18 protein-coding genes are annotated in these 25,125 nt (G+C 65.0%); 4 read left to right on the forward strand and 14 right to left on the reverse strand.

Translation table 11 applies throughout. From position 1 onward, the window contains the following. Window positions 1-56 precede the first annotated feature (56 nt). Complete coding sequence (locus AAFN89_RS02765; protein ID WP_347535666.1) at window positions 57-605, reverse strand: hypothetical protein; 549 nt, start codon at window positions 603-605, stop codon at window positions 57-59. Beyond that, window positions 605-5,161 carry an Ig-like domain-containing protein gene (locus AAFN89_RS02770; RefSeq protein ID WP_347535668.1) on the reverse strand — a complete coding sequence of 1,519 codons (4,557 nt, stop codon included), beginning with the start codon at window positions 5,159-5,161 and terminating at the stop codon, window positions 605-607. The genes AAFN89_RS02765 and AAFN89_RS02770 overlap by 1 nt, the downstream gene beginning before the upstream one ends. A gap of 341 nt (window positions 5,162-5,502) precedes the next feature. On the opposite strand from AAFN89_RS02770, the gene AAFN89_RS02775 reads away from it, so the two are divergent. Further along, window positions 5,503-6,462 (forward strand): alpha-L-glutamate ligase, encoded by a 960-nt coding sequence (locus AAFN89_RS02775; RefSeq protein WP_347535670.1) that lies wholly within the window; start codon window positions 5,503-5,505, stop codon window positions 6,460-6,462. Between the two features lie 401 nt (window positions 6,463-6,863). On the opposite strand, the gene AAFN89_RS02780 is transcribed toward AAFN89_RS02775, so the two are convergent. The 7 genes from AAFN89_RS02780 to AAFN89_RS02810 form a co-directional block, all read right to left on the reverse strand. Continuing rightward, entirely contained in the window at window positions 6,864-7,505 is a 642-nt protein-coding gene (locus tag AAFN89_RS02780; protein ID WP_347535672.1) for a 2-dehydro-3-deoxy-6-phosphogalactonate aldolase, read from the reverse strand. A 4-nt stretch (window positions 7,506-7,509) separates the two neighbouring features. After that, complete coding sequence (locus AAFN89_RS02785; RefSeq protein WP_347535674.1) at window positions 7,510-8,475, reverse strand: 2-dehydro-3-deoxygalactonokinase; 966 nt, start codon at window positions 8,473-8,475, stop codon at window positions 7,510-7,512. 31 nt (window positions 8,476-8,506) lie between these two features. After that, window positions 8,507-10,318, reverse strand: coding sequence for an IlvD/Edd family dehydratase (locus tag AAFN89_RS02790; protein ID WP_347535676.1), 1,812 nt, complete (start codon window positions 10,316-10,318; stop codon window positions 8,507-8,509). A gap of 3 nt (window positions 10,319-10,321) precedes the next feature. Next, the gene (locus AAFN89_RS02795) at window positions 10,322-11,647 is read right to left on the reverse strand and encodes a TRAP transporter large permease subunit (RefSeq protein WP_347535678.1); all 1,326 of its coding nucleotides are present in this window, start codon (window positions 11,645-11,647) and stop codon (window positions 10,322-10,324) included. Window positions 11,648-11,651: 4 nt separating this feature from the next. Next, entirely contained in the window at window positions 11,652-12,260 is a 609-nt protein-coding gene (locus AAFN89_RS02800; protein WP_347535680.1) for a TRAP transporter small permease, read from the reverse strand. 76 nt (window positions 12,261-12,336) lie between these two features. After that, window positions 12,337-13,356 carry a TRAP transporter substrate-binding protein gene (locus tag AAFN89_RS02805; RefSeq protein ID WP_347535682.1) on the reverse strand — a complete coding sequence of 340 codons (1,020 nt, stop codon included), beginning with the start codon at window positions 13,354-13,356 and terminating at the stop codon, window positions 12,337-12,339. Between the two features lie 130 nt (window positions 13,357-13,486). Beyond that, on the reverse strand, window positions 13,487-14,695 hold the full coding sequence (locus tag AAFN89_RS02810) for a mandelate racemase/muconate lactonizing enzyme family protein (RefSeq protein ID WP_347535684.1): 1,209 nt from the start codon (window positions 14,693-14,695) through the stop codon (window positions 13,487-13,489). A gap of 213 nt (window positions 14,696-14,908) precedes the next feature. Here AAFN89_RS02810 and AAFN89_RS02815 point away from each other — a divergent pair, with 213 nt between their 5' ends. Further along, window positions 14,909-15,628, forward strand: coding sequence for a FadR/GntR family transcriptional regulator (locus AAFN89_RS02815; RefSeq protein ID WP_347535686.1), 720 nt, complete (start codon window positions 14,909-14,911; stop codon window positions 15,626-15,628). A gap of 95 nt (window positions 15,629-15,723) precedes the next feature. After that, complete coding sequence (locus AAFN89_RS02820) at window positions 15,724-16,143, forward strand: DUF4864 domain-containing protein (protein ID WP_347535688.1); 420 nt, start codon at window positions 15,724-15,726, stop codon at window positions 16,141-16,143. 17 nt (window positions 16,144-16,160) lie between these two features. Here AAFN89_RS02820 and AAFN89_RS02825 read toward each other — a convergent pair whose 3' ends face one another. Continuing rightward, window positions 16,161-16,694: a cysteine hydrolase family protein gene (locus tag AAFN89_RS02825; RefSeq protein ID WP_347535690.1), complete on the reverse strand. Its 534-nt coding sequence runs from the start codon at window positions 16,692-16,694 to the stop codon at window positions 16,161-16,163. 144 nt (window positions 16,695-16,838) lie between these two features. Between AAFN89_RS02825 and gpt the strand changes: the two genes are divergently transcribed. After that, window positions 16,839-17,342 carry a xanthine phosphoribosyltransferase gene (gpt, locus tag AAFN89_RS02830; RefSeq protein WP_347535691.1) on the forward strand — a complete coding sequence of 168 codons (504 nt, stop codon included), beginning with the start codon at window positions 16,839-16,841 and terminating at the stop codon, window positions 17,340-17,342. Between the two features lie 268 nt (window positions 17,343-17,610). Here gpt and AAFN89_RS02835 read toward each other — a convergent pair whose 3' ends face one another. From AAFN89_RS02835 to AAFN89_RS02850, 4 genes are read right to left on the reverse strand one after another with little or no spacing between them, the layout of a single operon-like run. After that, entirely contained in the window at window positions 17,611-18,813 is a 1,203-nt protein-coding gene (locus tag AAFN89_RS02835; protein ID WP_347535692.1) for a GIY-YIG nuclease family protein, read from the reverse strand. Beyond that, complete coding sequence (locus AAFN89_RS02840; RefSeq protein ID WP_347535693.1) at window positions 18,806-20,908, reverse strand: DEAD/DEAH box helicase; 2,103 nt, start codon at window positions 20,906-20,908, stop codon at window positions 18,806-18,808. The genes AAFN89_RS02835 and AAFN89_RS02840 overlap by 8 nt, the downstream gene beginning before the upstream one ends. Next, window positions 20,905-21,912 (reverse strand): virulence RhuM family protein, encoded by a 1,008-nt coding sequence (locus AAFN89_RS02845; protein ID WP_347535694.1) that lies wholly within the window; start codon window positions 21,910-21,912, stop codon window positions 20,905-20,907. The genes AAFN89_RS02840 and AAFN89_RS02845 overlap by 4 nt, the downstream gene beginning before the upstream one ends. Window positions 21,913-21,919: 7 nt before the next feature. After that, window positions 21,920-24,718, reverse strand: a complete 2,799-nt coding sequence (locus AAFN89_RS02850; RefSeq protein WP_347535695.1) for a DNA methyltransferase — start codon at window positions 24,716-24,718, stop codon at window positions 21,920-21,922. Between the last annotated feature and the right edge of the window lie 407 nt (window positions 24,719-25,125).

Here is a 25,125-nt window from a genome sequence, read left to right on the forward strand (position 1 = left end):
AAAACCACCCCTACTTCCCCCCTTTGGGACGCCCCCCGACGGCCCTATCGCGCTGCCTACCCGCCGACCGGTACGATCGGAACGATCTTCCGGCTGATCCTGAGCAAGAGCTCGTTCCTGCCGTCCGCCCGGATGAAATCGCCGTTGAACGGGTTCGTCAGTTCGACCTGGATGTTGGCCGTCACGGCGACCTCGCTGACGACCACGGGCCCAAGTTGGGCGTGCGTGCCGAGCGTCTGGGAGACCGTGTAGAAGGATTGCAGGCTCAACAGCCTCAGCTTCGCGTCCGCCGGCGCCGCCGCCAGGATGTTCCGGACCAGTTCGATGTCGCCCCGGAAATCGGGCGCCAGATATTCCAGCAGCTTCCCGTCGCCCCAGGACCCCAGCAGGCGTTCGACCGCAGCATTGACGACCGTCCGGTCGACCTCGGGATATTGCGCGGCGGCGATCTCGTCCGCCGTGGCGTCTCGCTGCACGTTCAGGCCGGGCGTCGCGATCACATCCACCGTGCGCATGTTGTTCTGCGCGACGGCGTCCGGCGCGGAGTCCACGACAGCGAGGAAGCCGATGGCGGCCAGGACACGGGCGAAGATCGGCTTCGACATCATTGCCTCCGCCCGTCGCACTGGAAGTCGCTGGTGATCGTCGACGAGCCCGGATAGCTGAGCTGGTAGAGCATCGAGACCAGATCCGGCTCGACGAAGCGTCCGGTCACCGTGGAACTCAGCGTGCCGCCGAAACCGTCCGAAACGGCCCCTGACAAGGCGAATTCGGGCGGGTTCGGGAACGGACCGGCGATGCCCAGCAGCGGCGTATCGCTTGTCAGGGACAGCGTCCCCGCCGTCTGGGCGACGCCTAGGGGATGGCTGCCCTCGACCCCGAAATCCGCGTCTATCGAGGCGGCGTCGCTGACCACCACGCAGTCGATGAAGTAGGTTCCGGAATAGTCGGCGGACCCGGCGTCCGTGCCCAGCGGCGTTCCGCCCAGCGGGTTCTGCGGCAGGAACGGGCTGGCGTCTCCGGAGACCAGGACGGCCTGGATCAGTTCCACGTCGAATTGCGCATTGTCCACGCGGAACGTGGACTGGTCGCTGCTGCCTGGGTCTGGCACATATATCCCGGCGGCGACGAGGTCGATGTCCTCACGGTCCGGCTCCGGCGTGTCCTCACGTTCCAGTCCCGCCGTCAGCGTGACCTGGGCGGTCGCGAAGCCGCCTTGCCCGTCGCCGATGCGATAGCGGAAGCCGCCGCCGACCTGGTCCGCGCTCGCCGCCACATTCGTGGCGAATGTCGGGCCGGCGCCCAGCACAACCGTCTCGCCATCGTCGCTGAGGTAGCCGTAGACGCCATCGGTGTCGAACACGTCGATAACGCTCAGTATGGCCGCGTCACCGCCCGGAAGGCGGTCATTCGCCAGCAGCCTCGACACCGGAATGAACGCTTCGTTCGCGTCGGAAAAGACGATCTCGACCCGGTCGTCCCCGGCCTCGGGCGCGGGCCGATCCTGCGCCGGACGAAGAGTCACCGCCCCCACGGCGCTGCCGCGCACGGTGTTGATGCGATAGCGGAAGGTATGAGCCGCGCCTTCTGTGGACTGGCACGATGCAGGATCAGCGCCCCCTCCACCAGAACCGGAGGCAGTATCAAGCTCTGATATGTCGGCATAAGCAGCGGCCTCGGTGTCGGCGAGCATCCATGCGGGAAGCGGGGCGGAGCCGGCAGCGCCCCCTCCGCCAGAACCGGAGGCAGTATCAAGCTCTGATATGTCGGCATAAGCAGCGGCCTCGATGCCGGCGAACATCCATGCGTCAGGCGAGGTAGGGCCGGCAGCGCCGCCTTCGCTAGAGCATGTGATGGAGGCACGATCGGCGTCCTCGCCGGGCGCGGGCTCGTAGAGCACGAACGCGCTGACGCCGTCGAAGCTCGCCTGGCCGGCCGGTCCTGTCTCGACGATCCCGCCGAAGGTCAGGCCGTCGCCCGCCGGATCGCGGTCGTTCGCCATCAGGTCGGCGATCGGAATGCGCCACGGCCCCTCGCCGGTGACGTCCACGAGGTCGTTGACCGCTTCGGGCACGCCCACCGCCTGCTGGACGGTGACGGTGGAGAAGCTTTCGCCGCCCATGGAGTCGGCCACGACATAGGTGAAAAGACCGCTCGCCGACGCCGCCGCCGGTTCGAAGACGACCGTCTCCCCATCGGCCGAAAGCGAGGCGACGCCGCCGCTCCCCGAGGAGACCGACCGGATCGAGATCGGGTCGCCGTCGGCGTCGGTGTCGTTAGCCGTCAACTCGACGGCCGCGATCTCATACCGGTCCGCCCGTGGCCGCACGATCAGGTCCGACTGGCCGACCGGCGCCTCGTTGCCGGGGAACAGGAGGACGGTCGCGGTCGTTCGGCCATAGCGGTCGTCCATGACGACATAGTCGAACCGCGCGCCGGTTTCCGCGAAATCCGGCCCCGGCTGGAACCGGACAAGGTTGCCGCCGGTGGCCCTGAGACCCTGGGGACGATAGGCCCCGCCGAGCGATTCCCTGACCTCGACCAGCGCCTGGAAATCGTTCTCCCCCCGCAGCGTCAGGGCGCCGCTGCCCGGATATTCCAGCGTGAACTCGCCGCCTCTGGTGTTCTCGATCGCCACCACGCGCAGCGCCTCGCCATCCGGCTCCACGTCATTGGCAAGCAGCGTCCCGACATCGATCGCCGTCGGCTCCGATCTCGAAACCGCCATATTGTCGTCAACGGGTTCCGGCAGCGCGTTGCCGGGCGTCAGATGCACGACAGCCGTGTCGCGCCCGCCCGAGGAATCGGCGACCTGATAGGTGAAGCCGCCGCCCTCGGCCGCGAAATCCGGGCCCGGCTCGAACTCGATGTTGCCACCCGGAACGTAGGCGGCCCCGCCGTTCACCGGATCCCGGACCAGTTCCAGCGTGATCGGCCGGTCGTTCGGGTGGTCGTCATTGCGCAGCAGGCGGTCCACCGGGATCAGCGTCGGCGCGTTGACGAAGCCGGCCAGTTCGTCGTCATTGGCGACCGGCTGCCCGGACGTGACGGACAGGTTCACCCATTCCCGCGTCCGGTTGCCGTAGGGGTCCTCCGCCAGATAGGCGAACGACCCGCCATGGATGCCGTATGTTTCCTCGGGAGGCAGCTCGACGGCCTGCCCGTCGACGATGACAACGGTCTCGCCGGCATCTCGCGCTTTTGGCGTGAAGACGATGGAATCGCCGTCGATCCGGACGGTCCCGTTGCGCGGGTCCTCCACCGCGGCCAGCCGCAGCGGCAACTCCTCCGGATCGCGGTCGTTCCCCAGCAGGACGGCGGCCGGGATCGTAACGTCGGCATAGGGGGCCGGGCCGATCGTCATGGCGTCGGTCGCCACCGTCTCCGGGTCGACCGTCACCAGGTCCGGGCGCGTCACCGGCGGGCGGTCGTACCGCTGGACGGTGACGGTCGCAATGTCGCTCGCGCCGAACGGATCGGCCACCATGTAGCGGAAGCTGCCGCTGGTGCTGTCCTCGTCCAGCCTGAAGACGAAGGCGCCCTGGTTCGAAAGGTATACGACTATGCCGTTCACCGCCTCATAACTGCGTTCCAGCTCCAGCGGGCGGCGCTCCGGATCACTGTCGTTCGCAAACAGCTCGTCCAGCGTAATGACTATCGCTGGCTCGCCCGTCGGATAGATAACCAGATCGTCTCCGGCCTCCGGCGCGGCGTTGAGTTCGAGGGCTAGGCCCTGATGGGGGACAAGCGTGACCGTCCCGGATATCCCCGCGCCCAGCGCGTCCCAGACATGGTAGGTGAAGCTGCCCCCGGCCGCGCCATCGTCCGCGTGCCACATGATGCTGGAACCGTTGAATGCGGCCGCCCCGCCCCTGGAATCGCTGACCCTGTTGATCGTCAGGGTCCGGCCGTCCTGCGCCTCGTCATTCGCCAGAAGATCGGCAACCGGTATGATGGTGAAGCTGCGGGGCCGAATAAAGACGGTGTCGTCATGCGCGATCGGAGGCACTCGTGACCGCATCATTTGCACCACGGCGGGGGCCTCCTGACCGCGAGAATCGCGGATGGTGTAGCTGAACGCGCCGCCCCATTCATAGAAGCTCAAGTCCGGGGTGAACACCACCCGCGCGGAAGAGGCGGATGCCTGCGATGCCTCGACCAGTTCCACGCTGCCGTTAACGGCGCGGGACACCGAGATGATCCTGAAACTGTCGCCGTTCGGATCGCTGTCGTTGTCGAGAAGCTGCGCCGCTGTGAGGAGGACGGTGGGGACAAACGGATCGACCGCGAAGACGTCCTTTACCGCCACGGGCGGGACCGGCCCCTGCTGTCCACCGAACACACCGGCGCGGATGGTCCGTATCTTGTCTCCGATCTCGTCCTGAGCTCTACTGGTGAATGCACTGAGCGATTCATCCTCATCAGCCGCGTCCGCAGCCAGATCACGAATGGTTTCACCCAGGCTGCCCTGCGGGTCGAGGCTGTCAGTACGGTAGTCGAGGGCATCAATTATACGGCCCTGGAAACTCACGATCCGTTGCGCCGCGATCTCGGCGATTCCCTCTGCGAGATCGGCTTGCCATTCGCCCCATTCGGGGCCGCTCCGCGGCAGCACGCCCAGCGACATACGAAGGCTGAGCCTGCCGGTCAGTTCGCCCCGGACACCATTATATAACTCCCACGCGCCATAGTTGTCTCCCCAGGCCCTCGACTCCTGCACCAGCGTCTCGAACTCGGTCAGGCTGTCCAGGGGACCCTCGCCATTCTCCGGCGGAACATAGCCGACGCCAAAGTCGATCCGGTTCGCCGACCGATCTCCCTGCAGTTCTTCAGCTAGCACCCTCGATAGTGAATCGAGGCGTTCCGCCGCCCCGAAAGCGTCTTCAATGTCTCGCCAGGCATCGACAATCCGTCTCCAGTCCTCATGGTCCATCTCCGGGCCCGAAGGCGGCGGCGGAGGCGGCGGCGTCACCGTCACCGTCCGCGTCTGCGGGTCGGGACCATCGCACCCCAACAGCGAGCCGAATCTACCGCCGTTGTTGCAGTAGGCCTCTGCCGCATCGACACTAGCCATCAGGACGCCGACGCTGACCGCCAACGCAATCGCTGCGGCGCGGGCCCGAAATCCCTTATGCGGCGTCCGACGCTGCCTCTCGGCCATCGGTCCTCCTGACCATCCCGATCGTTTCGACCGGCGGCGCGTTTAGCCCCGGTCGATGGATTCCCGATGGTGTGCCCGCTTGCCGGGCATCGATAGTTGCCAAATGGCAGCTGTTTTCCAATTTTCTCGATCGGCCAGATTGTGGATTCCCGTCCGCTCATCGATAAAACAACGAGTAATTTTTGTTATTATATCGACATCAATCACATTGAACCGTGATTTCCATTGACCAGCTATAGAGCGAGCCATAGGGTGGATTTCATAAATTTCACATTTGAATGGCGCTGAACCGGCGGCCTCCGCCTTTCAGCTTTGTGCAATCTCTCTGGAGATCAGCTCCCGTGTCGAAGATCCACGTTATCTATGAGAACGAAGCCTGGCTGGAGCCTCTGGCCCGAGTCCTGAACGAGCACGACGTTCCCTGGGCCGGCTGGAATTTCAGCGAAGGCGATTTCGACCTGACGAGCCGGCCGCCCGAAGGAATCTTCTTCAACCGGATGAGCGCTTCGGCCCATACACGCGGCCACGCGCATTCGCCGGAATACGCCATCGCGGCGCTCGCTTGGCTGGAGCGCGCCGGGCGGCGCGTCATCAACGGCGCGGACGTGGTCGACCTTGAGCTCAGCAAGGTGCGGCAGTATGCGGCGCTGGAGAAGGCCGGCATCGCCGTTCCGCGCACGACGGCCGTCCTCGGCAAGCACCGCCTCGTCGAGGCCGCCCGCCGGGATTTCGGCGAGGGTCCGGTGATCCTGAAGCCGAACCGGGGCGGCAAGGGCCTCGGCGTGCGGCTGTTCGCCTCCACCGGCGCGCTGGCCGATTACCTGAACGGGCCCGACTATGAGGCGCCCGTCGACGGCATCCATTTGCTGCAGGAATATGTCTCCGCGCCCGAGCCGTTCATCACCCGGACGGAATTCGTGGGCGGAAAATTCCTCTATGCGGTGCGCGTCGATACGAGCGATGGGTTCGAGCTGTGCCCCGCCGATGTGTGCGCCGTCGGCGACGCGATGTGCCCGGTCGGCGAACAGCCGACGCCCCCGAAATTCGAGATCGTGCCCGACATCGATTCCGGACAGAAGGCGGCCTATGAGCGGTTCCTGGCGGAGAACCGCATCGAATTCGCCGGGATCGAATTCATCCTCGCCCCCGACGGCCGGGTCCTGACCTACGACGTCAACACCAACACCAACTACAATCCCGAGGCCGAGAAGCGGGCCGGCAAGTCCGGCATGACCGCCATCGCCGCCTTCCTCAAACAGGAACTGAACCACCTCACCTACACGGCCGCCGCCGCCGAGTAGCCCTTCGGTTCACGGCCCCGTCCCCTTGGTTGGTCATTCCCGACCTGATCGGGAATCCATAGGCCCTTGCCGCTGCGTCGACAGCGAAGAACAGAGCGCGGTCCGGGCAAGCACCGACACCGCATGGATGCCGGATCGGGGTCCGGCATGACGTTGTTTTTATTGGTCATTCCCGACCTGATCGGGAATCCATAGGCCTCCGCCGCTTCGCCAATGGCGAAGAACCGGGCGCGGCCGGGGCAGGCCCGGACACCGTATGGATGCTGGATCAAGTCCAGCATGACGTTGTTTTTGTTAGTCATTCCAGCGAAGGCTGGAATCCATAGGCCCTTATCGCTCCGCAGCCGGCGCAGGAGAGGCCACGGTCCGGGCCGCCATCGACGCGGATCGGGCTTGTGGGGTCACATCGCCGGCTCCGGCAGGGTGAGCGCACTGGCGTGGTCGATGAAGGCCGCCGCCTTGCGCGCCAGATCCTCCAGGTCGCAACCGGGCGCGTAGAGCGCCGAGCCGATGCCGAAAAGGCTGGCCCCCGCAGCGACATAGGGGCCCATCGAGTCCGGCGTGATGCCGCCGACGGGCGCCATCGCGGTGCCGGGCGGCAGGACGGCGCGCAGCGCCTTGACGGCGGCCGGCGTGATGACCTCCGCCGGGAACAGCTTCAGGATGTCCGCGCCGGCGGCGAGCGCGGAGAAGGCCTCCGTCGGCGTGGCGACGCCGGGCACGGAGAGAAGGCCCTCCACCTTGGTCGCGGCCACCACGGAGGGATCGAAATTGGGCGCGAGGATCAGCCGCCCGCCCCGTTCGGCGACCGGACGGACATCCTCCGGCGCGACCACGGTGCCCGCGCCGACCATCACGCGGTCGCCATAGGCGCGGGCGATCCGCTCGATACTCTGGAATGGCCGGGGGGAATTGAGCGGCACCTCGATAATCCGGAAGCCCGCCTCGTAGAGCACGGCGGCGACATCCAGCGCCGCTTCCGGCGTGACGCCGCGCAGGATCGCGATCAGGGCGGGGTGAGGGCCGGTCTGGTCTGGCAGCATGGGGTCAGTCTCCGGCGGAAAGCGCCATCAAGGCAAGGGCTCCGGCGAGCGCGGCGTCGGCCGGGCCGGAGCGCACGGTGAGGCCGAAAGCTTCGCCGGCCCGCCGGTAGATCTCCACCATATCCTCGTCGCCGACGATCGCGACCGCGTCGCCTTGCGTGAACCAGCCGGCCTGCCGCGCCTCCGCGAACTCCCACCCGACCACGAGGCCCGACAGGTAGCCACTCATCGCCGCCGGGGCCAGCGCGCCGGAGAGCCAACCGGTGCGGAGGCCGAAAAGCCGGGCCAGCAGCCCACCGGCCCTCGCCTCCTCATCCCGCGCGGCGGCGAGGCCCCGGTCGAAGGAGGCGGGGTCGAAGGACGGCCGGTCGTTGCCTCCACCCGGCTCGCGCTCGGCGGCGGTCCCGGCGATGAAGGAATGGCGGGAGAGGAGGCCGAACATCTCCCCCGTCACGAAGGTCTGGAAACGCTGGATGCGGCCGCCCCCGACGCGGCTCCATTTCGAATGGGTCCCCGGCAGGATGATGGTGGCGTCCGCCTCAAGGCCGAAGCCGACGAGCTGGGTTTCCTCCCCCCGCATCACGTCGGGGAAAGGGATCGCGGTCGGGTCGGTGAGGCCGGGGATGAAGGTGACCGCCTCCCCGCTGCCGAGATCGATCCGCCGGCATCCGGCGGCGATGTCGTCCGCCGTCGCGGGCGTCGGGACGTAGGGCGTCTCGACCCAGCCGTTGCGGCTGCCGATCATGCCGGCGGCGACGATGGGCAGCACGCCATGGGAGGCCCGCCAGGAAGCCAGCGCCTCCTCCAGCACGCCCGCGAAGCCGCCTTCGGAGACGGATGCGATGCCGTTGCCGTTCTCCTGCCGGGCCAGCACCTCGCCGTCCTCGCCGACCAGGATCGCGCGGAAGCTGCTGGTGCCCCAGTCGAGGACGACCCGGTGGCCCGGCGCGGCCTTCCCCGACGCGGTCATTCCGTCTTCCCGATCAATGCACAGCTCTCGATCAATGGTTGTCGCGCGGTATGCCCTTGGTCTGGGCGACCCGCTGGTATCCCACGGCGGGCTCCAGCACCGCGCCCGTCTCGAACTGCGACACCAGCGCGCGCTGGATTTCCTGCCAGGGCGTCTGGTGGTCGGGATAGGGGAATCCTCCCGCCTGCTCAAGCGCCTTCCGCCGCCGCGCCAGCTCGTCGTCGGCCACCAGCATGTCGGCCGTGCCGCGGCCAAGGTCGATCCGCACCCTGTCGCCGGTCTGGAGAAGCGCCAGCCCGCCGCCCGCCGCCGCCTCGGGCGAGGCGTTGAGGATCGAGGGCGATCCGGACGTGCCGGACTGCCGCCCGTCGCCGATGCAGGCCAGATCATGGATGCCGCGCTTGATCAGGTAGTCGGGCGCGCGCATGTTGACCACTTCCGCGCCGCCGGGATAGCCGATCGGCCCCGCGCCGCGCATCACCAGCACCGAATGCTCGTCCACCGCCAGGGCCGGGTCGTCGATCCGCGCGTGATAATCCTCCGGCCCGTCGAAGACGATGGCGCGCGCCTCGAACGCGTCCGGATCGGCCGGGTTCGACAGGTACCGCTCGCGAAATTCCGGCGAGATGACGCTGAGCTTCATGATCGCGGAGGAGAAGAGGTTGCCCTTGAGGACGCGGAAGCCGGCCCGCTCCTTGAGCGGCCGGTCGTATGGGCGGATCACGTCCTCGTCCACGATCCGGGCGTCGCGGCAGTTCTCCCCGATCGTCCGGCCGTTGACGGTCCGCGCATCCTCCGCGATCAGCCCCTGTTCCATGAGCTGGTTGACCACGGCCGGAACGCCCCCGGCGTGATAGTAATCCTCCCCCAAATACTCGCCGGCCGGCTGGAGGTTGACCAGAAGCGGGATGTCCTCGCCATGGGTCTGCCAGTCGTCGATGGAGAGGTCGACGCCGATATGACGGGCCATCGCGTTCAGATGGATCGGCGCGTTGGTCGACCCGCCGATGGCGGAGTTTACCCGGATCGCATTCAGGAAGGCGTCGCGGGTCAATATGTCGGACGGCTTCAGATCCTCATGGACCATCTCCACGATGCGCCGGCCGGTCAGGTACGACATCTCCTGCCGGTCGCGATAGGGGGCCGGGATGGCGGCGCTGCCGGGAAGCTGCATGCCCAGCGCCTCCGCCAGCGAGTTCATCGTCGAAGCCGTCCCCATCGTGTTGCAGAAGCCGGTGGAGGGTGCGGAAGACGCGACCAGCTTGATGAAGCCCGCATAGTCGATCTCGCCCGCGGCCATCATCTCCCGCGCCTTCCAGACGATGGTGCCCGACCCAGTGCGCTGGCCCTTGAACCAGCCGTTCAGCATCGGGCCGACGGAAAGCGCGATCGCCGGGATGTTCACCGTCGCCGCCGCCATCAGGCAGGCCGGCGTGGTCTTGTCGCAGCCGATGGTCAGCACGACGCCGTCGATCGGATAGCCGTAGAGCAGTTCCACCAGCCCAAGATAGGCCAGGTTGCGGTCTATCAGGGCGGTCGGCCGCTTGCCCGTCTCCTGGATGGGATGGACCGGGAATTCGATGGCGATGCCGCCGGCTTCCCTGATGCCTTCCCGCACCCGCTTGGCCAGTTCCAGATGGTGGCGGTTGCAGGGGCTGAGGTCCGACCCGGTCTGGGCGATGCCGATGATCGGCCGGCCAGACTGCAACTCCTCCTGGCTCAGGCCGTAATTCAGGTACCGCTCCAGATAGAGCGCGGTCATGTCCGGGTTGCCCGGATTATCGAACCAGGCACGGGACCTGAGCCTGGGCGGGGGGGAGCCGCCCTTCCTGTCGTCATTCATATGTCAGCGTCCGGTGATGCCGGGGAACATGATCAGCATGGCCACGGCCAGCACCTGAAGCATGATGAAAGGTACGAACGACCTGAAGATGATGCCGAGCGTGATGTCCGGCGGGGCGACGCTCTTAAGGTAGAAGGCGGCGGGACCGAAGGGCGGGCTGAGGAACGACACCTGCATGTTCATGCAGAAGAGGACGCCGAACCAGACCGGATCATAGCCCAGGTCGATGATGATCGGCACGAAGATCGGCAGCGTCAGCAGCGCGATCCCGACCCAGTCGAGGAAACAGCCTAGAACGAACAGGATCGCCATCATCAGCAGCAGGATGACAACGCGGTTATCGGAAACCCCGGTGATCAGCGAGTTCACGAAATCGATCCCGCCCATCAGGTTGAAGACGCCGATCAGCGCGCTGGCGCCGATGCCGATCCAGACGATCATGCCGACCGTCGCCAGCGTCTGCATCGCCGCGCCCTTCAGCAGCTCGAAGGTGAATTCCCGCCGGATGACCGTCGACAGGATGACGCCGCCGACGCCGATGGCCGAGGCCTCCGTCACCGAGGCGATGCCGCCATAGATGGAGCCGAGCACGAAGGTCACGACCATCACCGGCAGGATCAGGCCGCGCAGCAGCACGATCTTCTCCTTGAGCGGGAGCGGGTCCTCGTCCGGCTTGGGCGCGGCCTTCGGGTCCAGATAGGCCCGCGCCAGCACGTAGATGACATAGAAGCCCGCCAGCATCAGCCCCGGAAGGAAGGCCGCCGTGAACAGGTCGCCGATCGAGACGTTGGCCGCCAGCCCGTAGATGATCAGGACGATCGAGGGCGGCACCATGGTGCCCAGCGCGCCGCCGGCGCAGACGACGCCGATGGCGAGATTTCGGTCGTAGCCCAGCCTCAGCATCTGCGGCAGGGCGATCAGGCCCAGAAGCACGATCTCCCCGCCGATGATGCCGCTCATTGCCGCCAGGATGACGGCGACGAAGATGGTCTGCACCGCGACGCCCCCGCGCAGGCGGCTGGAGATCAGCTTCATCGCGTCAAACAGATCCCGCGCGATGCCCGACCGGTCGAGGATCGCCGCCATCAGCACGAACATCGGGACGGAGACAAAGACGAAGGAGGAGACGAAGCTGAACACCCGGCTGGTGATCAGCGGCACCGCCATCGGCCCGAACCAGCCCAGCGCGAAGATCAGCGCGACCATCAGCGTCACGATCGCCAGCGGCATGCCGGTCAGCAGCAGCAGGATCAGCAGCCCGAACATCAGGATCGTGCCGTAGCCGATCCCCAGCGCCTGAAGACCGCCGAAATCGAGGAATTCCATCATGTAGTCAGACCTTCCTCGAGGAGACGTTCCGGGCGCGCCGGATATGGTTGACGGCGAGGATGATGAACTGGACCGCCAGCACGATCATGATGATGAAGAGGAAGCCCTTCAGCAGGGCCGGGGTCGGCGGGTTCCAGGCGCTGCCGGTGCCTTCCATCCGGAATCGGCCGTCGGGCGCCCAGAAGGCGCGCTCCACCATCAGCCAGGACGCCCAGGCGAAGAAAATGGCGGCGACGGCGCTGACGAGATAGATCGCGATGTCGAATATCCGTCGCCAGCGGGGGCTGAGCGAATCATAGATCAGGACGACCCGGATATGGCTGTCGCGCGAGGCGCAATAGAGGCCGCCATAGATGAAGGCGATGCCGCAGAGGAATATGCTGCTCTCATGGACCCAGAGGGTCGGATTGTTGAACACGTAGCGGAGGAAGACCTCCAGAAGCAGGATCAGGGCCGCGACGACGATGCCGGCGGCGAAGAGATAGCCGCCGCGCTCGACCCAATCTCCCAGGATTCCCGATTCGCGCGTCGTCGTGCCGACGCCCTCGCTGGTGGCCTTGAGATCGGGATCGTCGCCGGCGGCGGAGACCGGATCTTCGTTCATGGGGCTCATGGGTTCTTCCTTCCTTCCGAAGCGGGGCGGAAGACGGGCATGCCGCCTTCCGCCCCGGCTCATCCCGCCGTTCCGGTCAGATGAGGCCTTCTTCCTCAAGATACGTCGTCAGAACGTCATAGACCTTCTGCGCGTTCTCCGACTCGGCCGCGACCTTTTCCCATTCGCCCATCGCGATCTGGCGGAACCTGGCCCGCTCCTCGTCCGACCAGTTGTGGATGGTGATTTCGCCGCCGGCCTCGGCTTCCGCCACGGCTTCGGCGTCCGCCTCGGCCAGGACGGAGACCTGATGCTGCGCGAAATCCTTCACCGTCTGCTCCAGCGTCGCCTGGAGGTCTTCCGGCAGGGAATCCCACAGCTCCTTGTTCATGGAGATTTCCACCAGCGGCAGCGAGTGGAAGCCCGGATAGACCGGGTGGGGGGCGATGTCATGCAGCCCCTGCGCCTGGTTGGTGGAGAAGACGCTGTAGTCCGCCGCCTCGATGACGCCCTTGTCGAGCGAGGTGTAGACTTCCGAGCCGGGCAAATTGACCGGGGCCGCCCCGGCCGCCGCGAAGACCTGCTGCACCAGCCCTTCCGGCGCACGCAGCTTCACCCCCTGGAGATCGTCGACCCCATCGAGCGGCACGGCGGAGACGAAGGCCTCCTGTCCCGGCGTGGTCGCGCCGATGAAGTGCAGCCCGTAGGGCTCCACCAGCTCGTTCATCAGCTCCTTGCCGCCGCCATTCTCCATGAAATCGAACATCTGCTGCGGGTTCGCCCAGGCGCCGACCGGGTTGGCGATCAGGCCAAAGGCCGGGTCCTTGCCGGCGAAATAGGAGGTGTCGGTGATGTGGCCATCCAGGATGCCGGCCGCGATGGCGTCCTGCGTCTCCTGGTGCTCCACGATCGACCCGACGGGCAGAAGCTCGATCTCCACCTGGCCGTCCGTGGCCTCGCTGACGCTTTCGGCCCAGCCCTGCTGAAGGATGAAGTTCGGGTTGCCCGACGGGTCGCTGGACTGGAAGGTGAAGGTGTATTCCTGCGCCGAGGCGCCGGTGACGAAAGCCGAGGCGAGGATGGTCGCGCCGGTCAGTGTCTTCAGTAACTGTTTCATGCGTTGCTCCCTGGTTGATGGTTCAAGCGGCGGGATTTCTTGTCCTTTGGCTCCCGCGGCTTCGGTGATCGCCCGGCTCATGCGGGCGAGGGTTCCACGTCCGGCAATCGGCGGCGTGGGAAGCGGTTGTTCATAAATCGGCCTCGCCGGTCCGCCGGTTCCGCGCGTCCGGGCGTTCCGCCAAATCCGGAAGCAGCTCCATGCCGAGGCCGGGACCATCCGGGACGGTCACGAATCCCTTCTCCACCGATGGCAGCGCCGTCGCGACCTCCTTGTACCAGCCGGTATAGAAGGCCCGGACGCTCTCCTGCAGCATGGCGTTGGGCGCGCTCAAGGACAGATGGGTGGAGGCCGTCCAGACGACGGGCCCGGTGCAGTCATGGGGCGCGATCGGCAGATGGTGCGCTTCGGCCAGATGGGCCGCCTTCCGCGCCTGGGTGACGCCGCCGACCCAGCCGAGATCGAGCATCACCACATCCGCCGCCTTCGCGGCGATCAGGTCGCGGAAGCCCCAGACCCCGGCGATCGTCTCCGACGCGGTGACGCGGGTCCCGCAGCGTGCGCGGAACTCCCCGATGGCGTCCAGGCTGTCCATGCGGATCGGGTCCTCGATCCAGTAGGGGCGGTATTCCCGCACCCGGTCGGCCAGCATCAGCGCCGTCGGCAGGTCCCAGAGGGAATGGCACTCCAGCATCACCTCGATCCGGTCGCCGACGGCGTTGCGGATCTTCTCGAACGGCGCCAGCCCCGCCTTCATCTGGTCGGCGGTCAGCCACATGCCGTCCGACGCCTCGGCCGCCGGATCGAACGGCCAGATCTTCATGGCCGTGATGCCGTCTTCCAGGAGGGAATGGGCCAGATCGTCCGCCCGGTTCATGAAGGCGTCGAGGTCCTCATAGGGGCCTTGCGGTTCGCCCACACCCCAATTTTCGGAGAGCTGCCCCTTGGCGGTCCGGATATAGCGGTAGCCCGCGCAGGTATTGTAGGTGCGGATGCTGTCGCGCGTGCGGCCGCCCATGAGCTGCCACAGGGGCTGGTCCGTGCGCTTGCCCCAGAGGTCCCAGAGCGCGATGTCCAGCGCCGACAGCCCCCGCATCTCCGCCCCGGAGCCGCGGAAGCCGACATATTGCTGGAGCTTGCGGTTCAGATATTCGATCCGGCCGGCATCCTGGCCGATCAGGATCGGCGCCGCCGTCTCATGGATGAAGGCTTCGACGGCCTGAGGCCCGAAGAAAGTCTCGCCCAGCCCCGACAGCCCGTCATCGGTATGCACCCGGACCCAGAGCAGGTTGGCGAACTCTTCCAACCGGAGAGTCTCCAGCGCGACGATCCTCGTCACCAGTTCGGCCCCAAGCACGCTTCTATCGGGAAACCCGGTCGCCGAAACGTCATCTCCGCCTCAAACCTTCTCTTCACTCCAAATCCGCTCTTCCCGCAGGCACCCAGGACCGGCTCTTATGCCCAACCGTCATTGCCTTCAATGATCATACAATTGACGGTTCAGGCGCAAGTGGTTTGGTGAAGGGTGTAATTGGGAGGGGAGACGAGAGGGATGGAGAGACCTCGGCGTAATGCGGCGGAGGGGATCGTTCGCGATCTGGGGCTGAAGATCCTGTCGGGCGACATCCCGCCGGGGGAGCAGCTGGCCACGGAGCAGGCGCTGTGCGAGCGCTACGCGATGAGCCGGACGGTCATCCGGGAGGCGCTGCAGGCCCTGGCCGCCAAGGGGCTGACGGCGTCGCGCCCGCGCACCGGCGTCATCGTGCTGGCGCCCAAGCGGTGGAACTTCCTGGACGCCGACATCATCGCCTGGACCGAGATGCTGGGCGAGCGATGCCGGTTCTTCAACGAGGTGATGGAGTCCCGCGCGATCCTGGAGCCCCAGATCGCCAGACTGGCCGCGCGGCGCGCCGATCCCGCCGATCTGGAGGCGATCGAGGCGGCGCTCGTCCGGATGGAGGAAGCCGCCGCAAGGGCGGATATCCAGGACTACAACGCCGCCGATCTGGACTTCCACATGGCGATGCTGGAGGCGGCACGGAACGTCGTGCTGCTGCGGATCGGCGATCTGATCCGCGCCGCCCTGCGGACCAGCTTCCGCCTGGGCACCGAGGGCCGGGAGATATCCCGGGAGAGCGTCCGGCTCCACCGGTCCCTGTTCGACGCGATCCGCGACGGCGACGGCGACGCGGCCGCCGGCCATCTGGAGCGCGTCGCCGGCATCCTGGTCGAACGGCTGAACGAGCGCGCCCCGCGTACCGTGGAACGGTGACGCACGGAACGCTGACGCGGTAGGCGCATCCGGCGCGACGTTATCGGCGTAGAATGATCGCGCCCTTCGCCGATCCCGTTCAGGAGGCACCGCCCATGCGTTCCGCCCTCTACGTCCTCGCCTTCATCCTGCTGATCGCCGCGCCCGCCCGCGCGCAGGACATGTCGTCGGACCAGGCCGCCGTCCGCACCGTCATCGAAAGCCAGATCGCGGCGTTCCGGGCGGATGACGGCCCGCTGGCCTTCAGCTACGCCTCGCCCATGATCCGGCGCATCTTCCGGACGCCGGAGAATTTCATGAACATGGTGCGGACGGGATACCCGCCCGTCTACCGGCCCCGATCGGTCGATTTCCTGGATTTCTCCAGCGAGAGCGGCGTGCCGACCCAGCGCGTCCTGTTCGTCGGGCCGGACGGCGCCACGGCGCTTGCCCGCTATTACATGCAGAAGCAGCCCGACGGTTCCTGGAAGATCAACGGCGTGGAGATCACCCTGGGCGGCGGGCAATCGGTCTAGAATCGGGCCATCTAGAATCAGGCGGTCTGGAAATCGACCTTGCCGGCCTCCGCCAGATCGACGAATCCGCCCCGCTGAAGGATGCTGTTGTGGTGCGCGACGATGCGGGCGGCCGACAGGTCGGGCGTGTCGAAGGTCGTATGTCCGTCGCTGACGAGCGTGACGGAGTAGCCCAGGTCGCGCGCGGCGCGGCAGGTCGTGTCGATGCAGAAATCGGTCTGCATCCCCGCGACGACCAGACGGTCGATCCCCTGCGCCCGGAGCTTCCCGTCCAGCCCCGTGCCATGGAAGGCGCTGCACCGGTCCTTGTCGACCACCGGCTCCCCCTCCAGCGGCGCGACGGCGGGATGGATGTCCCAACCGGGCGTCCCGCGCTCAAGCTCGTCGCCCGCTCCGCCATCATGCCGGACGTGGAGCACCGGAATCCCGCTCTCCCGCGCCCGGCCCAGCAGGCTGGCGACGCGGGACAGCACCTCCTCGCCCGCATGGGGCCGTTCGTCGAAACCGAACATGCCGCGCTGAAGATCGATCACCAGCAATGCCGTGGCCATGCGTTCTCTCCCGTCTTGTCTTCCTCCAGCCCATCTATCGGCGGCGGGACGGGGGCCGTCAATCCCGCCCCCTTGCGATGGACGGAAAGCGACGGTTCGGCTATAAGCCCAGCCTTCCCTTCCGGCTAGAGGACGACGGGGCCCGTGAGCGATTCCGCCTTCAACAAGAATTTCCCGGTTTCCTGGGAGGAGCTTCACCGCCACACCCGCGCGCTGTCCTGGCGGCTGGCGGAGATGGGGCCGTGGAAGGGCATCATCGCGATCACGCGCGGCGGGCTGGTGCCGGCGGCGATCCTGGCGCGGGAGCTGGATCTGCGCGTCGTCGACACGGTCTGCGTCTCCAGCTACGACCACCAGTCCCAGCGCGAGGCCCGCGTGCTGAAGAATGTGGCGCCGGCGGCCGAGGAAGATGGCGGCAAGGGCTGGCTGATCGTCGACGATCTGGTCGACACCGGCAAGACCGCCCGCGTGGTGCGGGAGATGCTGCCCAACGCCCATCTGGCGACCGTCTACGCCAAGCCGGCCGGCCGGCCGCTGGTGGACACCTTCATCACCGAAGTCAGCCAGGACACCTGGATTTTCTTCCCCTGGGACATCGAGCCGCAATACAGCGTGCCGATCGCGGAGGCGCGGCTGGTCCAGCGCTGAGCGGCGGGGGGAACAGTCCGCGCCTCCCCTTCATCCTGAGCTTGTCGAAGGATGCGGGCACACATGGTTCGACAAGCTCACCATGAGGGTCTTCTTGTAGTTGGTCATCCTGGACTTGATCCAGAATCCATGCGCCGGTCCCGCTTCGCCGGCGGCGAAGGACCGGGCGGCGGCGACGCTTGCGTCGATATCGTATGGATGCTGGATCGTAGTCCAGCATGACATTGTTTTTGTTGGCCGGTCCCGCTTCACCGACCGCGACCGAGGATCAGGTTTCGACGACGGGCGCCAATGCGGCCGTCTTCGGGTCATAGACATAATCCGTGATGCTTCCGTCCCTGATCTTCTCGACAGCTTCATCGATGATGAACAGCGGAACGAGGAACCATTCGCGCGGAATGACCGGATTGCCGAAACGGTCCTTGATCGCGATGTCGAGCCGGGCCGGGTCGAAGATGCGGTGAATCAGGTTTTCCAGCCTGACGCGGTTGATGTTGTAGAGCGTGTAGGTGGCGGCGATCTCCACGTCCGCCATGAGGAATGTCGGGTCCAGCCTGGCGTTGGCGACGCGCCGCGCCACGTCGCCGCCGGTCACGCCGATCTTGTGCAGCACGTCGCGGTTGGCGGCGACAAGCGGATGATCGGACTTGCTGCGCAGGACGTAGATGGTCCCGCTCGCAATATCCTCATCGTCGCTTTCGCCGGCGAACAGCGGGCCAGCGGTCAGCTCGGTGATGCGCCGCCCAGCCTCGTCCTTGTATAGCGCCCGCTGGAGCGACCGGCGAAGCAGGTTGCTCTCGGTCCCGTTGGAATAGACCACCCGCAAACGGGCGTCGTTTTCGCCGTTCGGGGCGCGGAAGGTTTCGCCGACTTCGGCGACATAGGCGACCTGACCGCCAAGGATGAAAAACTGCCCCTCGACGATGTCCGCTTTCAGAAGACCGGCGTCCTTCACAAACTGCCGGGTGGTACGGACGCCTGAATCGAGGTCGAGCCGCACCCGGTCGAACAAAGGCCTGAACCTCTCGAAATCCGGACATGGCTCACGATCGGCGATCTCCTCGGCGGCGCGTTTCTCGGCGGCGGAGCGGACATGGCGAAGGTCGGTGATTTCGGAATCGCCTGCGGCCCCCGCGAGTTCGGCCATGAGCGCGTCGGCGTCCATTTCCCCGGCGGACGCGGGCGCGGCGGTTTCCGCGCCGGTCAAAAGGCCCTGCCGGTCGAGCGGCGCAAGAAGCGAGCGGCACTCCTGCAACGCGCGAAGCCGGTCCAGCCGCACGGCGTAGAGCCGCTCAAAAATATCGCCGTCCTCTCCATGCCGAGGTTCGCGGCCATGTTCGTCAACGAAACGCTGGATTTCCTCGAACCCGGCGATGACGCGCTCTTCGCGCGGCGTGCGCCCGGTTTTCTTTGCCGGCTGGGCGAAGTCCGCCAGTTCGTCGCGCAGTTCGTCAAGGCCAAGGTCACTCATAGCGGCCTTCGTCCTTGAAGCGCACGAAGGCGGCGGCGCCTTCGGCCATGCGCTTTTCCCAAGGGTCGGTCGCACTGATGGACGGGAGCCGTCCCCGCTCTTTCTTGAACTGGACGGCCCGGACGGCAAGCTGCCTGGCTTCTTCCGGGGCAAGGCTGGTGCGGCGGGCGGAAATGGCGGCGGCGACCTGTTTCAGGCTTTCCTCGGTCATGGCCTTAGAAAGGATGGCATAGGCTTCCTGAAACGGATTGATCCGGTCGATCAGGTCGATGTCCAGTTCGCGCACGTCCATCGCGAATTTGCGAACGCCATCGATCAGCGCCGTGTTGGCGCCCGGCTCCTCGCCGTCACCGCCAAGGGCGATCTTCTTCGCCTGCTGGGTGAGGTTGAGCGCGGCGACGGCGTGCTGACGCACGGCTTCCCGATCGTCCTTATCAAGCTCAGGATATTTGTCCTTGATGATCTTGCCCAGGCGGAGCTGTGTCAGTTCCTCGGGAACAAGCTCCTCATCGAACAGGCCACGCTCGATGGAAGGCTTGTCCTGCACGAAGGCAGCGATGACCTCGTTCAAATCCTGCTGACAGATGCGTTGCGCCTGCTCGCTCTTCGGCTCGACAAGGCCCTTGATCTCAATCTGGAACCGGCCGCTTTCCTCGTTGAAGCCGACATTGGACTTGTTGGGGTCGTAGCCGCCTTCACCATAGTCGAAGCCTTCGACCGGCCCGCTTTGCGGGTTCTTCGGTTTGAACTCGAAGCGGGGCGCCAGCACCTGCTCCATAAGCAGGCTGGCGGCGATGGCCTTGAGCGTGTCGTTGACGGCCTCGGTCACGGCTTCCTCGGAAGCGTCCGGCTCGGCGATCAGGTTGGTGAAGCGGGCGCGGGTCTTCCCCGGTGCGTCGCGGGTGGCGCGGCCGATGATCTGCACGATCTCGGTCAGGCTGGAACGATAGCCGACCGTCAGGGCATGTTCGCACCAAATCCAGTCGAAGCCTTCCTTCGCCATGCCAAGCGCGATGATGATGTCCACATGGTCGCGGTTGTTCTTCCGCGCGGGATCCTTGAGCGCGGCGGAAACGCGATCCCGCCTGGCCGGGCCGTCGTCCACAAGGTCCGCGATGCGCAGAACGCGGCCGCCAAGCGGACCATCGGCCGGCGTCCTGACCAACTGGAAGCCGGTGGCCGGATCGACGCCCTGCCATTCGCCAAGCTCCTCGATGATGTGTTCGACTTCCTTGTTCTTCTGCCCGCTGCTTTCGCGCGAATTGACGCTGGGAATGTGGATGATGGTTTTCTCGGCCGGGTCCAGCACGGCGAGAATGTCGTCGGCATAAGCGCCGGAGTAGAAGAAATAGCCGATGTCGAGCTGCTTCAGATATTCGTAGCCGTTTAGCTGCTCGTAATAGGTGTAGGTGATGGTATCGAAACTGGCCTCGTCCCGCGGGGCAAGGACGGCCTCCGCATCCCCCCGGAAATAGGAGCCCGTCATGGCGACGATATGCGCCTTGTCGCGGGCGATGAACCGGCCCAGATGCAGGCCCAGCCTGTTATCCGGATTGGCGGAGACATGGTGGAACTCATCCACCGCGACCAGCCGGTTGTCGAACGCCTCCACGCCGAACCTGTCCACCGCGAAGCGGAAGGTGGCGTGGGTGCAGACCAGCACGCTGTTGGCGTTTCCTGTCGCGGCTTCGCCGCTCCCCGCCTCCTGGTCAACACTCTCAAGGAAGGCCCCAACGCTGGCGACCTTGCCGCCGTCCTCGCCGGGGGCGTTGCAGAGGTTCCATTTCGGGGCCACGGTCCAGTCGGCCCAGAAGCCGAACTGGCTCAGCGGCTCATCGGCGAAGCTGGAGCCGATGCTCTTTTCCGGCACGACGATGATCGCCTGGCGCAAGCCCTGGTTCGCCAGCTTGTCGAGCGCGATGAACATGAGGGCGCGGCTCTTGCCGGACGCCGGGGGCGACTTGATGAGAAGATATTGCTCGCCACGCTTCTCATAGGCGCGTTCCTGCATCGGCCTCATGCCAAGGGCGTTGGCCTTGTCGGCGCTGCCGTTGCGGGCATAGGTGACGGAGACGGAGGGGACAGCCCGTGTCATTTCTTCTTCACACCTTTCTCCAGCGTCTTCGTCTTGCCCAGCGCCTCGATGAAATGCCGTTCCACCGCGCTCGGCTCCTCGATCGCGCGGGCGCGCCAGCGGTCGAACTCATGCCCGCCTTTCAGCTTCGCCGTCTCGGCGGTGACGTGCCCCGCATGGGTCAGCACATCGCGGTCGCTCAGGCGAAGGAAATCGTCCAGCTTGCCGATCCAGTCACGCATCGTCATGGGCCTGCGGTTCATCGCCTGAATTTCGGCGAATTCCAGATAGGCCGTGACGATACGGTTGAGCGCCTCAAGCTCTTCGCCGGTCAGATAATTCTTGGCGACGACGGCGTCGGCCTTGCGCGGGGGGCCGCCCCTGGACTGATTGGCCCAGGAGGTCAGACCCATATGATCCTTGCCGGCATTCGCTCGCGCGACCACCGTTTCGGCGGCGGTATGTCCGTGCGCGGCCCAGTGCATCTTGTTCTGCACGGTCTGGAAGAACAGGTTCGAAGCCTCCGCCCTCGGATCGTAGTCCACGCTGGTGGCGTAAACGTCGAGCACTTTCTTGTAGAACAGCTTTTCCGAGGATCGGATGTCGCGGATGCGCGCCAGCAGTTCCTCGAAATAATCCGCTTGCGCATCTTTCAGGCGCTCGTCGTCCATGACGAAGCCCTTGACCAGATATTCGGACAGGCTGGCGGATGCCCAGCGCCGGAACTGCGCGCCGCGCGGGCCGCGGACGCGAAAGCCGACGGCGAGGATCATGGGCAGGCTATAATGCTGAGTTCTATACGCTTTTCCGTCCGCCGCAGTCGTCAAGTATTCCTTGACGACTGCGGCGGCGTCCTGCTCCCCCTCGACCAGGATGTTGCGGATGTGGAGACTGATATTCTGTTTGCTGGCCTGAAACAGTTCCGCCATTTGCGCCTGCGTCAGCCAGACATTGCCGTCGCGTGCACGAAGCTGAATGACGGCGGCGCCGTCCTCGCTATTGTAAAGGATGATCTCGCCGGCCATCGCTGGTTCAGCCCCCCATCTTTTTTGCTTTGCCCGGTTTCGCCGTCCCCGCCGATGCGGTCATCCTGGTGTAAAGGTCGAACAGCTTTTCCAGCCGTTCGGTATCGTTGCGGAAGCGCCGTCCGATATAGATGCGCTCCAGTACCTCGTCATTGCGCTCATGCGCCTCGCGCAGATCGGCGGGCATCTTCTTCGGGTCATAGAGGTCCGCGATGGTCGCCGGGAAATGCGCCTCCCGCGCCAGCAGGATGTCCTCGGCGCAACGGGTCAGGTCAGCCCTGTTCTTCTCGGTGAGGGTGGGGACCGGAAAGGTGTTCCAGCCGAGCGTGTTGGAATAGCGGAAATCGGTTTTCAGCTTACCGCAGATGGTGGCAATCCAGACGAGATGCTGGCGTGAGGCAAGCAGTGCGAGGTTCCAAAGAGGGGCGTCATAAAGGGCGAAAGCAAGATTAGAGACGATGGAGCGTGGCGGGAGCAAGCCAGCGGGTAGATACTCACGGCGCTCTGAACTGACTTGGGGCATGATGAGGGTATGCCGTGATGCGACGGCCTGAATCTGCCGAAATTTGTATGGATAGGCGGCGGCTGGTCTTGTTTCTGCCGCCTTACTTGATGCCCGAAAGTCCCTAACGCGCTCAAACCGTTCATGGAGGATCGGTATTTGATTGGCCGCATCGGCCTTGCCACCCTCAACCCAAATACAAAAACGCTCCAATCCGCGAATGAACTCGGCAGCACCGTAGTATGGCCGAACGAACTCGGAAGCTTCAGGATTTACAGCAAGTAGATGGTCACGCTCCCGAGACGATAGGCTTAGGTTGCCGTCGTCAGTTGGCTTGTTGCCCCAAACCATCGGGGTTTTGCCATCTGGCGCCCGAGAGATGGATTGCACGATCACATCTGGCCCAGCGACCAAATAGGCGTTGATGTACTCTGCTTCCCTAACGATCACGCTCCCATCTACGGGTGATGAGGAAAAGAGACGTCGAACCTTCCCTGCATGGTTTGAAATACCAACGATAGCTACCGTTACGCCCGCATTGTAGCTCGCCAAATTGGCCCATCTGAACGAGGTGTGGGCAAAGGCGATCTCGTGTCCGGTCTTGAAGATTAGCGGCCAGAGAAGCGGAACCTGCTCACCTTGGCAGATTGAGTTGGTGGACACGAAGGCCGCAACTGAATTGGTGTGCATGCCATAATCTGCAGCCTTCATAAACCAGCCTGCGACGTAATCGAGCGACTTCCAACCCTTGATACGATGCTCGAAAATAGCCTGTAGTTCGGATTTTTGCTCTGTATCTTGCCATGTGAACCCAAGATACGGTGGATTCCCGCAAATATACGTCTCCCCGCCTTCGTTCTCGAAGTTAATTTGAGGCTGTTCCAACGGCGTCCGAAACAGGTCATCGCCTACCAGCTTTACACCCATCCCCGTTGGGGGGCAGATACTTAGCCAGTCCAGCCGCAGCGCGTTGCCGCAGGTGATCCAGTTTTCGGCATTCAGCGGCAGGAACTCGTTCAGGGCGAGTTTCTGTCCGCGATAGAGAACATCGCACTGGAACTCGGCGATGATAAGGGCCAGCCGGGCGATCTCAGCGGGGAAATCCCGAAGCTCAATCCCCCGGAAGTTGGTCAGCGGAATAACCGATTTTCGCCTTTCCTCGCCGCGACGTTCGTTGATGATCGCCTCGATGTCCCGCATTTCCTTGTAGGCGATGACAAGGAAGTTGCCGCTGCCGCAGGCGGGATCGAAAACCCGGATGCGGGCCATGCGGTTGCGGAGATTGAGGAGCTTGCGGCTGTTGTCGCCGGCCTCCTCCAGATGCTGCCGCAGGTCGTCCAGAAACAGCGGGTTCAGCACTTTCAGGATGTTGGGGACGGATGTGTAGTGCATCCCCAGGGCCCCGCGCTCCTCATCATCCGCGACGGCCTGGATCATCGACCCGAAAATGTCCGGGTTGATCTTCCGCCATTCGAGATTGCCGATATGGAGCAGATAGGTCCGGGCGATCCTGCTGAAACGCGGCACGTCCAGACCGTTGAGTCCTTTGGCGGAAAACAGCCCGCCGTTGACATAGGGAAATATGTCGGCCCAACGGGGCAGCGCGGCGCTCGCCCGATCCTTGATGGCCGTGTTCATGGCGCGGAAAATCTCGCCGATCACCTCATGGGTGTTGGACGAGTCCCGCGCGCTCATCTGGTCGATGGTGGCGGTGAACAGGCCCGTGCCGTTGAAGATGTCGGTATCTTCCGCGAAGAAGCAGAAGATCAGCCGGGCCATGAAATGATTCATGTCCGGGCGGCGGTCAGCGGTTCCCCAATCGGGATTGTCTTTCAGCAGTTCGACATAGAGCTTGTTGAGGCGGCCTGTGGCGCGGATGTCGAACGAGCTTTCCCGCACCTGGCGGACGGTGGTGATGCCGGCGAGCGGGAGGAAGAACCCGAAATGGTTCGGGAAATCGGCATAGGCGCAGGCGACGGTTTCGCCGGATTGGAGGTCTTCGGCCTCGAACGCGGCGCCATCGGTGGCGAGGATGAATCTGGCCTTGCCGCGTGTGGTGGCGGGACTGGCCCGAAGCGCGGCGAGCTTTTCCGTCACGCCGCCGGTGTCGGCGGTGGCGATATGGATGTTGCTGGTCTGCAGGACGCCGCCCATATCGGACCTGTTCGACGCGCCGGAGCGCAGCCGCTTGATGGTCGTGGCCTTGTTGCCGAAGGCTTGCAGGAAGGCGAAGGGGAATTCGTGTGCATCGAATGGCTGCTCGGCGAGCGTGGATATGGCCTCTTCGATCTCAACGGCGTTCATCTATTTCCCACCCCTCCGACGCGTCCCCCCGTGATTGGCAACAAGGGGGGTTCTAGATACATCGCAAAGGGGTTCGGCTCCACGCTTTCGAGAGGGGGTTCGGGGTTGGTCATTCTGGACTTGATCCAGAATCTATTGGCCCTTGCCGTTTCACCGGCGGCGAGGGAACGGGCGGCGGCAACGCTTGCGTCGATAGCGTATGGATGCTGGATCGGGTCCAGCATGACGTTGTTTTTCCGCCCCAAACCGATCCGTGAAACCCAACCGGATTGACTGTCAGGCATGTATCCGGATCAAAATGTCAGGAATGTTCCCGCTTGCACAACCAACTGACCCCTCACCCTCCCGCTTCGCGGGTCCCTCCCTCTCCCACAAGGGGCGAGGGTAAGTTGGTAGCCCTCTCCCCT

The sequence above is a fragment of the Inquilinus sp. CAU 1745 genome, assembly GCF_039839375.1.
GTDB lineage: Bacteria > Pseudomonadota > Alphaproteobacteria > DSM-16000 > Inquilinaceae > JBDOQU01.

Coding starts and splice junctions, on each gene's coding strand:
- AAFN89_RS02780 (WP_347535672.1), bottom strand. CDS start 7,505: ATGCTGCCAGACCAGACCGGCCCTCACCCCGCCCTGATCGCGATCCTG.
- AAFN89_RS02820 (WP_347535688.1), top strand. CDS start 15,724: ATGCGTTCCGCCCTCTACGTCCTCGCCTTCATCCTGCTGATCGCCGCG.
- AAFN89_RS02765 (WP_347535666.1), bottom strand. CDS start 605: ATGTCGAAGCCGATCTTCGCCCGTGTCCTGGCCGCCATCGGCTTCCTC.
- AAFN89_RS02840 (WP_347535693.1), bottom strand. CDS start 20,908: ATGACACGGGCTGTCCCCTCCGTCTCCGTCACCTATGCCCGCAACGGC.
- AAFN89_RS02790 (WP_347535676.1), bottom strand. CDS start 10,318: ATGAATGACGACAGGAAGGGCGGCTCCCCCCCGCCCAGGCTCAGGTCC.
- AAFN89_RS02805 (WP_347535682.1), bottom strand. CDS start 13,356: ATGAAACAGTTACTGAAGACACTGACCGGCGCGACCATCCTCGCCTCG.
- AAFN89_RS02800 (WP_347535680.1), bottom strand. CDS start 12,260: ATGAGCCCCATGAACGAAGATCCGGTCTCCGCCGCCGGCGACGATCCC.
- AAFN89_RS02770 (WP_347535668.1), bottom strand. CDS start 5,161: ATGGCCGAGAGGCAGCGTCGGACGCCGCATAAGGGATTTCGGGCCCGC.
- AAFN89_RS02835 (WP_347535692.1), bottom strand. CDS start 18,813: ATGAGTGACCTTGGCCTTGACGAACTGCGCGACGAACTGGCGGACTTC.
- AAFN89_RS02815 (WP_347535686.1), top strand. CDS start 14,909: ATGGAGAGACCTCGGCGTAATGCGGCGGAGGGGATCGTTCGCGATCTG.
- AAFN89_RS02850 (WP_347535695.1), bottom strand. CDS start 24,718: ATGAACGCCGTTGAGATCGAAGAGGCCATATCCACGCTCGCCGAGCAG.
- AAFN89_RS02825 (WP_347535690.1), bottom strand. CDS start 16,694: ATGGCCACGGCATTGCTGGTGATCGATCTTCAGCGCGGCATGTTCGGT.
- AAFN89_RS02845 (WP_347535694.1), bottom strand. CDS start 21,912: ATGGCCGGCGAGATCATCCTTTACAATAGCGAGGACGGCGCCGCCGTC.
- AAFN89_RS02785 (WP_347535674.1), bottom strand. CDS start 8,475: ATGACCGCGTCGGGGAAGGCCGCGCCGGGCCACCGGGTCGTCCTCGAC.
- AAFN89_RS02795 (WP_347535678.1), bottom strand. CDS start 11,647: ATGATGGAATTCCTCGATTTCGGCGGTCTTCAGGCGCTGGGGATCGGC.